Source organism: Vibrio sp. SG41-7 (assembly GCF_014164465.1).
Taxonomy (GTDB): Bacteria; Pseudomonadota; Gammaproteobacteria; order Enterobacterales; family Vibrionaceae; genus Vibrio; species Vibrio splendidus.
In genome coordinates this window covers 39,911-47,821 of sequence record NZ_JACJFF010000034.1, presented here as the reverse complement: position 1 = coordinate 47,821, position 7,911 = coordinate 39,911, and the positions used below count along the sequence as shown (strand labels likewise).

Here is a 7,911-nt window from a genome sequence, read left to right as displayed (position 1 = left end):
AACAACGGATTAACTATCGTCCGAAAAAGTGTTTGGGGTTCAAGCAGCCAGCTGTCCTATTTAAAGAAATGATGTCGGCTGCTTGAAAATTAAGAGTGTCGCAGTTCGGAGTTGAATTCGGGAGTCACTAGCAACTGTTAACGATATAGTCAGCTAACTACTTAAAATAACTGAAAGTCCTCATTTAATGCGATGCCTGCGATTTGAAAGATTGCCGACATGAGTGTTAATGAGGACTTTTCTTTTGGCATCTTATCTTGCCACATCTAAGGAAGTAGGCGTCTCAAATCACTTAGTTTGTGTATATCAGGGGTTAACTAACCTTTACCACCAACGAATCTTGCTTTAACAACCTAATAGGCTATTAGTTACATATTCATCATTTAAATAAATCTGTTAATTACAAAATAAATATGAATATCAACGTCACTGGCTTAAAGGGAATTAACCATGAGTAATCCATCGGAACCTCAGCGTCGTTCGCTGTCTCTTTCAATACGCAGTAAATTTATTCTAATCAACCTCACCTTGTTTGTTTCAGTCTTCATATACGCCATTTACGAACAGTTTAGCTTAGACAAGCTTGAATCCTTGGAGCGCGCTGCGACTGAAAACCTCAGGAGTTCAGTTGACTTGCTAACGCTCAGGCGACACGAGAAAGATTTCTTGTCTCGCCACGATCAAAAATACGCAGAACGTTTCGATAAAACCGCCGACACATTGAATCAAAGATTGGTGACGTTGAACCAGACTCTCACCTCGCATGAGCTGCACCTGTCTGACCAAATGACACGGATTTCGGACACTCTCCATCAATATCAAAAGCAATTTCTCCAAATCGTCGAACAAGTAAATAAAATTGAACGTACGACCGCACCTTTAGGCTTTGTCGCTGCGTTAGATGGCAAAAGAACCGCGTTAAAATCAGCGATCGAATCTGAATCGAGTTTGGCTTTAGAGCTTGCGCTGTTAGAGTTGATTGAAAAAGACTTCCACTATCTCGCTCATATTAATGACCAAACACATATGGCGTTAGCTGATGCTCTTAAAGAGTTTGAACCCTACTCTCAAACTTCGGTTGCTACAGAGCAAGCCTATTCGGATTACAAAGCTGCGGTTGAAACGCTTCTTCTGGCTAACACCAATTTAGGCTTGTCGGCAGAACTCGGTCTTAGAGGCACCTTACGTAGCAACGTCCACAAAACAGAACAAGCTATTGAAACGGTACAAAACGAGATAAGCCAAGCCATCACAGCGGCGAGTACACATACCAAAAATACATTGCATCTATTTGGTGCCGCCATCGTCGCCCTGCTCTCTTTATTGTTGGTGTTCATTGGGCGCAACATACTTGCGCGAATCAAAGCGATAAACGTGATGATGGAATCAATCGCCAGTGGAGATGGTGACTTAACCGTTCGCATGAACGCCAAAGGCAACGACGAACTCGCACAACTTGCTCACTCGTTCGATACCTTCATCAATAAACTGCACGGTAACATCAAAGAGCTATCCGGCGTGATGACGGTGTTGACCGATAGTTCGTGTAGCTCTGAAGAAGCGGCAATCAAAAGCATGAGTAATGCTGAAAAGCAGAAGCAACAATCTGAATCAGTAGCGACGGCAGTTAATGAGCTGGTGATGACCAGTAATGAAGTGACGGCGAACATAGAAAACGCAGCAATGAACGCTGAGAAGATTAAAGACAATGCACATCAGGCGTTACAAGAAACCCACGCAACCAATGACAGCATTAATGTGCTGGCCGAGAATATTGCAGAGTCTCAAAACCTAATTGTTCAGCTCGAAGACCAGAGTCGTGAAATCAACCAAGTCGTCACTACCATTCAAGGCATTGCGGAACAAACTAACCTACTCGCGCTAAATGCGGCGATAGAAGCTGCGCGTGCTGGTGACCATGGTCGCGGGTTTGCAGTCGTGGCCTCTGAAGTGAGAGAGCTTTCGCTAATGACTAACGATTCAACCCATCAAATTGAATCGACCATTCATGGCCTAACGTCTGGAATAGCAAAAACGGTCGCTAAGATGTCGGTAAGCCTAGAACAAACGGGGTTAGTTAAACACCAAACCAAAGATGTGGTAAATGCGATTGAAGGTATACACTTTCAAGTTGGAGAGATGTTCGACTTAAACAGCCAGATTGCCACGGCGTCTGAAGAGCAATCCATGGTTTCAGCGGACATCGATCGGAACATTACCGATATCGCTCATTTAGCCAGTGATACTCATACCGTGGTTTCAGGGTCAGTTCGTTGCAGTGAACAAGTTTCGAACGTGAGTGTGAAGCTTGAGAAGATTGTGGCGCAGTTTAAGTATTAATGAGCAGTGTAAGTATTGATGAGTAAAGGTATTTGCGACCAACCACTCGACGTTTTTTAACACAAAGAGATTGATATAAAAAACGGATATGAAAAACAAAAGGCCTCTATCTTATTCATAAAGATAGAGGCCTTTTTAATCAGGGATACGTACTAACGTTGTATTACGTATTCATGTTTAATGCATACTAAGCGCGTGCTTTCAAGAACTCAGCGTAAGTACCGCGGAAGTCGTTGATCTTGCCGTCTTTGATTTCAAGAACACGAGTCGCTAGAGAGTCTACGAATACACGGTCGTGAGATACGAAGAACAATGTGCCTTTGTAGTTCTCAAGAGCCAAGTTAAGCGCTTCGATAGATTCCATATCCATGTGGTTTGTTGGTTCATCCATTAGCAGGATGTTTGGCTTGTGCATCATGATCTTGCCAAGAAGCATACGACCTTGCTCACCACCAGAGATAACCTTTACCGACTTTTTGATGTCGTCTTGGCCAAACAGCATACGACCTAGGAAGCTACGAACAACTTGCTCGTCTTCGCCTTCTTGACGCCATTGGCTCATCCAGTCAAACAGGTTTAGATCTTCTTCAAAATCATGTGCGTGATCTTGAGCGTAGTAACCGATGTTTGAGTTTTCAGACCACTTATATTCACCAGTACGCGCTTCTAGTGCACCCGCTAGTGTGTTAAGTAGTGTTGTTTTACCTACACCGTTCTCGCCGATGATAGCAACACGCTCACCTACTTCGAAAATCGCATCGAACTTGTTGTATAGGTCTTCTTCAAAACCTTGAGATAGGTTTTCAACCACAAGTGCGTTACGGAATAGCTCTTTAGACTGTTCGAAACGGATGAATGGGTTTTGACGGCTAGACGCTTTTACTTCATCTAGTTGAATCTTGTCGATCTGTTTAGCACGAGATGTCGCTTGTTTCGCTTTAGATGCGTTAGCAGAGAAACGAGAAACGAACGTTTGAAGTTCAGCAATTTGTGCTTTCTTCTTCGCGTTATCAGAAAGTAGACGTTCACGAGCTTGTGTCGCTGCTGTCATGTACTCATCGTAGTTACCAGGGAACAGACGAAGTGCGCCGTAATCAAGGTCAGCCATGTGTGTACAAACTGAGTTTAGGAAGTGGCGGTCATGCGAAATGATGATCATTGTGCAGTTACGTTGGTTTAGCGTATCTTCCAACCACTTGATGGTGTCCATGTCCAGGTTGTTCGTTGGTTCGTCAAGAAGCATGATATGCGGGTCTGCAAACAGTACTTGAGACAATAGAACACGAAGTTTCCAACCCGGTGCTACTTCGCTCATTAGACCGAAGTGCAGTGATTCTTCAATACCTACCGCAAGAAGAAGCTCACCCGCTTTCGCTTCTGCCATGTAACCGTCCATTTCAGCGAACTGAACTTCAAGATCAGCCACTTTCATGCCGTCTTCTTCGCTCATTTCAGGCAAAGAGTAGATACGGTCTCGCTCTTGCTTGATAGCCCAAAGCTCTTTGTGACCCATGATAACCGTGTCGATTACCGTGAATTCTTCATAAGCAAACTGGTCTTGGTTTAGCTTAGCAACGCGCTCATTTGGATCGTTGCTTACGTTACCTGCACTTGGCTCAAGTTCACCAGATAGGATCTTCATGAACGTCGATTTACCACAGCCATTCGCGCCGATTAAACCGTAGCGGTTGCCTTCGCCGAACTTAACTGAAATATTTTCGAAAAGTGGCTTAGCGCCGAATTGTTGGGTGATATTTGCTGTGGAGATCAATGCCGTTACCTTTTTAATGTGAAAAACGCCGCAACGTTACTTCTTCGGGGCTTTAACTGCAAGTCTTGATTGCAATTACTCACCATTAAGTGAGTGATAACCTAGCCAAATCATAGTTTGAGCTGACTCACATTTTTGATTTTCTATTTGTCGTTAAAAAAACATCTACTTTCAGGGAAAACAAAATATCGAACAGCACCCCATAATGGGCGGTATATAACGTCCCAAATCATGCCAACCATTGAATATATCGTATGCTGATTGGTCGCAGTAAAACTAACCCGATCAAAGCAACAACAGACATAGGCAAGACTAGCCTAATCTCTGACAATTTCATGACAAAATCAGCCAAAACGGGAATAAAGTACTCGCCCCCGATACGGGGTTGGATTTCACAAAGTAAGATTAACTAACTATAGTAATCCTAACCTCATAATTCTATGAGACTTTTATGCGTTCACTTTCGCGCTTCTTAATCTTCACTTTGGCCATTCTCTCTTGGCCGAGTCATGCCAACTTGGAATATGACTTACAATCTCAGCCTCAGGTATCTAATAGTGCTGTAGATCTGGATAAGCGTATTGATTCCCTACCTGATCCCCTCTTTATGGAGCAGTCGGACAGACGCCAAGTCAACATTTTACTTGCCGAAGTTCTGCGAGTTCAAAAGCTGGAAATCAAAACCTTCGAGCAACAGGTAAAAGCCTATAGAGATAACAACGACTCCGATCAATGGTTTTCCGTGCAAACGAGCTACGTCACATTGAATAGCTTGAACGTAAGTAAACAGCATCTTTTAGAGCAGACAAACTCCGCGAATAAAGAGCGCTTAACCGGTTTTGGCCCATACGGCGTGACTCAATTTAAACAAGAGTGGGAATTAACCAAGCTCAATATTGAGTATCTTGTTTACTTCCAAATTCGTAGCTTTAAAGCATTAGTTAAAGACATTTTTATTTCTCCAGTGCCTGTCATTTGGGCTTCTCTAAAGGTGCTGTTCATTTACTTCGGTTTAGTATGGTGGCTTGCCAACAGCACTCGCTTGATTGAGTTGTTTCGAGTTAACTTTCTCGAAGCGAAAACGAACCCTCCTTTTCTGGTTCGTGTGATTTGGTATATCAGCCGCGCTGAGCGTGCGATTGCTTGGTTAATCGCTATCACACTTTCTTTGAGAGTGCTTTCTAGCATCCCTAGCCTGCAGCACCTGATTTTCCTAGAAATATTCACGTGGTGGATTCTAGGTGGTTCGATTGCTATCAGCTTTATTCTTGAATTTGCGTATCGCTTGGGTCGCACATCAAATCAAGAAGTCATCGCGCTGAGACTATCGACTATTCGTCGCTATGTTTGGAGTATTATTGTTGCAGGTCTGACTTTACAGATATCGAGCATCACACTGGGTAAAGGCACCATTTATAGCTGGATCTACACTGCGCTGTTTTTCTGGTTTGTGCTGGTCACGATATCGGTACTTAGATTATGGAGAGCGAAAGTCTTCGATACGCTGCAACACATCTCTGATCGTCCGGTGTGGGTTAACTGGGCGGTAAACCGCAAGGAAACCTTCTTACTTAATATACTAGCGACGGCAATTGGAATCGTGTGGTTGAGTGTTTACAACTTCCAACATCGAATCATGGCATTGCTTTCTAGTTACACGTTGTTTAGTCAAGCATTAGCCTATCTCTTTCGAATCGAAGTGGCTAAGCAGTCTGATCTTGATAAAAACCAACAAAACTTGGTTCGAATCAAAGGAGACAAAACCTATGAATACATTCTGCCGGGTAATATCGATAGCACCTTAATTGATTACGCGGGCGATGAGGTTAAGCAACTCTCTCGTTATTTGATGTCGGACAGCCCTGCTATTTGTATTGTTTCAGGCGAACGTGGTGTGGGCGCTACAACGCTGCTTTATACCTTGCTGCATAAAGTATCCAACGCAGAGCCTGTTTACGTGAGTTGCCCTTACGCGGGTTACCAAGAGCTCTTAGCGCATCTAGCCGTGAGCATCGGCTTGGAAGAAGAAGCGACTGAGATTCAGATCCTGGCGCACCTACGTAAAAGTAACACCACGTACTTGATTGCGATCGACAATGCACAGCGATTGGTTAAGCCAATGGTTGGCGGCCTGTCTGATTTGATCCGTTTAACCAACCTACTGCGTCGCTCTAAAAAGAACCACCGTATCGTGATTTCGATTGCTAAGTCGAGCTGGCGATTTGTCGATCGAGCGCGTGGTGAGCGTCTGCTGTTTGATTTGGTGTGTTTCCTACCTCGTTGGACAGAGAAACAAGTCGGTGAGCTTCTAAATAGCCGTATCAATACCGAACTTGAAAAGCCGTTATCGTTTGATGGTTTAGTTGTCCCTAAGCAGTGGGATCAAGATGACATGAGTGAAGAAGAACGCGCACGCCAAGGCTTCTATCGAATCTTGTGGCACTACTCTGATGGCAACCCTACCGTTGCGCTGCGTTTCTTCCGACTCTCTTTAAACCGAAATAAAGAGACAGATCAAGCGGTGGTACGTTTGTTCCATGTTCCTGAAGCGCAGGAACTCGAGAACATGCCAAAACCTATGTTGGCTGTACTTCGTTCTATCGTGCAATTGGAAATAGCTTCTCCGGAAGTGTTGTCTGAATGTACTCAGCTGAGCATTGCAGAGATAACCGGGATTCTACGTTATTTTGAAAGCCGTGGTTATATTGGTTGGCATGAAGAAAAGGCTCGAATTTCTGAGCACTGGTTCCGCCACATTACAAACGTTCTCGACCGTCAACATCTACTGGTGAAGTAAAATGAAGAAGTTATTTATCCTACTATTTGTTGGCTTGGCAAGTGCTGTCAGTTTCCCGACCTTTGCGACGGAAGAGTTAGCTAACGTAGAAAACATCTCAAAGATTGCGAGCTTGGTGCGTTGGAGCGGTGTGTTCTTCTCCATGATCGTTATTGCCGCAATGTGGTTGTTACTTAAGTTCATCAATTCGTTGGTGACCAGTTTTGGTAGTCAGTTCGTGCAATATCGAATGCTGCTACAGAAACTGCAGTCATTTACTCAGTTCTTTATTTACGTGAGCACCGGCCTTATTGTGTTCATGATGAGTTTTCGAATCAACGATCAAATACTGGCTTTGATTGGTGGTACCCTCGCCGTGTCGGTCGGCTTTGCGCTTAAAGACTTGGCTGCGTCATTCATTGCTGGTATTACGGTGATGATTGATAGACCTTTTCAAGTTGGTGACCGTGTCACGTTCGAAGGTAACTATGGCGACATCATTACCATTGGTTTGCGTTCTGTTCGAATGAGAACCCTGAACGACGACATTATCACGATCCCGAACAACAAGTTCTTAAACGAAGTAACGACCAGTGGTAACTATGGCGCGCTGGATATGCAGGTGGTAATTCCATTTTATGTCGGTATGAATGAAGACATCACCCTAGCTCGAGACTTGATTCAAGAAGCGGCGTCTTCAAGTCGTTACATCCACTTGCCGAAGCCTGTTACGGTTCTGGTCAAACAGACGATCACGGATAATTACTTGGCGATACAGTTAACTTGTAAGGCCTATGTGGTCGACACGGCGTATGAGAAGCTGTTTGAAACCGATATTACCTTGCGTGTGATGAAAGAGTTTAGAAAGCACAATATCAACCCTCCGAAGATTTCAGTAACTGCACATTAGCAAGATTGGCTTAACGCGCTTCTTTTTCTTAACGCTCTTCTTTTGTTGAGCGAGCTAACAATCCAGTTATCTACAAACGAAAACACCTCCGAACTTATCTCAAGTACGGAGGTG

4 protein-coding genes are annotated in these 7,911 nt (G+C 44.0%); 3 read left to right on the top strand and 1 reads right to left on the bottom strand.

Features of this window, described 5'->3' with window-relative positions:
* Positions 1–450: 450 nt before the first annotated feature.
* A complete protein-coding gene (locus H5300_RS11500; RefSeq protein WP_182796011.1) occupies positions 451–2,340 on the top strand; it encodes a methyl-accepting chemotaxis protein in 1,890 nt (629 codons plus the stop codon).
* A 187-nt stretch (positions 2,341–2,527) separates the two neighbouring features.
* On the opposite strand, the gene H5300_RS11495 is transcribed toward H5300_RS11500, so the two are convergent.
* Complete coding sequence (locus H5300_RS11495) at positions 2,528–4,111, bottom strand: ABC-F family ATPase (RefSeq protein ID WP_182796010.1); 1,584 nt, start codon at positions 4,109–4,111, stop codon at positions 2,528–2,530.
* 451 nt (positions 4,112–4,562) lie between these two features.
* Here H5300_RS11495 and H5300_RS11490 point away from each other — a divergent pair, with 451 nt between their 5' ends.
* Both H5300_RS11490 and H5300_RS11485 read left to right on the top strand, forming a co-directional pair.
* Complete coding sequence (locus H5300_RS11490) at positions 4,563–6,908, top strand: ATP-binding protein (RefSeq protein ID WP_182796009.1); 2,346 nt, start codon at positions 4,563–4,565, stop codon at positions 6,906–6,908.
* Position 6,909: 1 nt separating this feature from the next.
* The gene (locus tag H5300_RS11485) at positions 6,910–7,797 is read left to right on the top strand and encodes a mechanosensitive ion channel family protein (RefSeq protein WP_004733762.1); all 888 of its coding nucleotides are present in this window, start codon (positions 6,910–6,912) and stop codon (positions 7,795–7,797) included.
* Positions 7,798–7,911 lie beyond the last annotated feature (114 nt).

Coding starts and splice junctions, on each gene's coding strand:
- H5300_RS11500 (WP_182796011.1), top strand. CDS start 451: ATGAGTAATCCATCGGAACCTCAGCGTCGTTCGCTGTCTCTTTCAATA.
- H5300_RS11490 (WP_182796009.1), top strand. CDS start 4,563: ATGCGTTCACTTTCGCGCTTCTTAATCTTCACTTTGGCCATTCTCTCT.
- H5300_RS11485 (WP_004733762.1), top strand. CDS start 6,910: ATGAAGAAGTTATTTATCCTACTATTTGTTGGCTTGGCAAGTGCTGTC.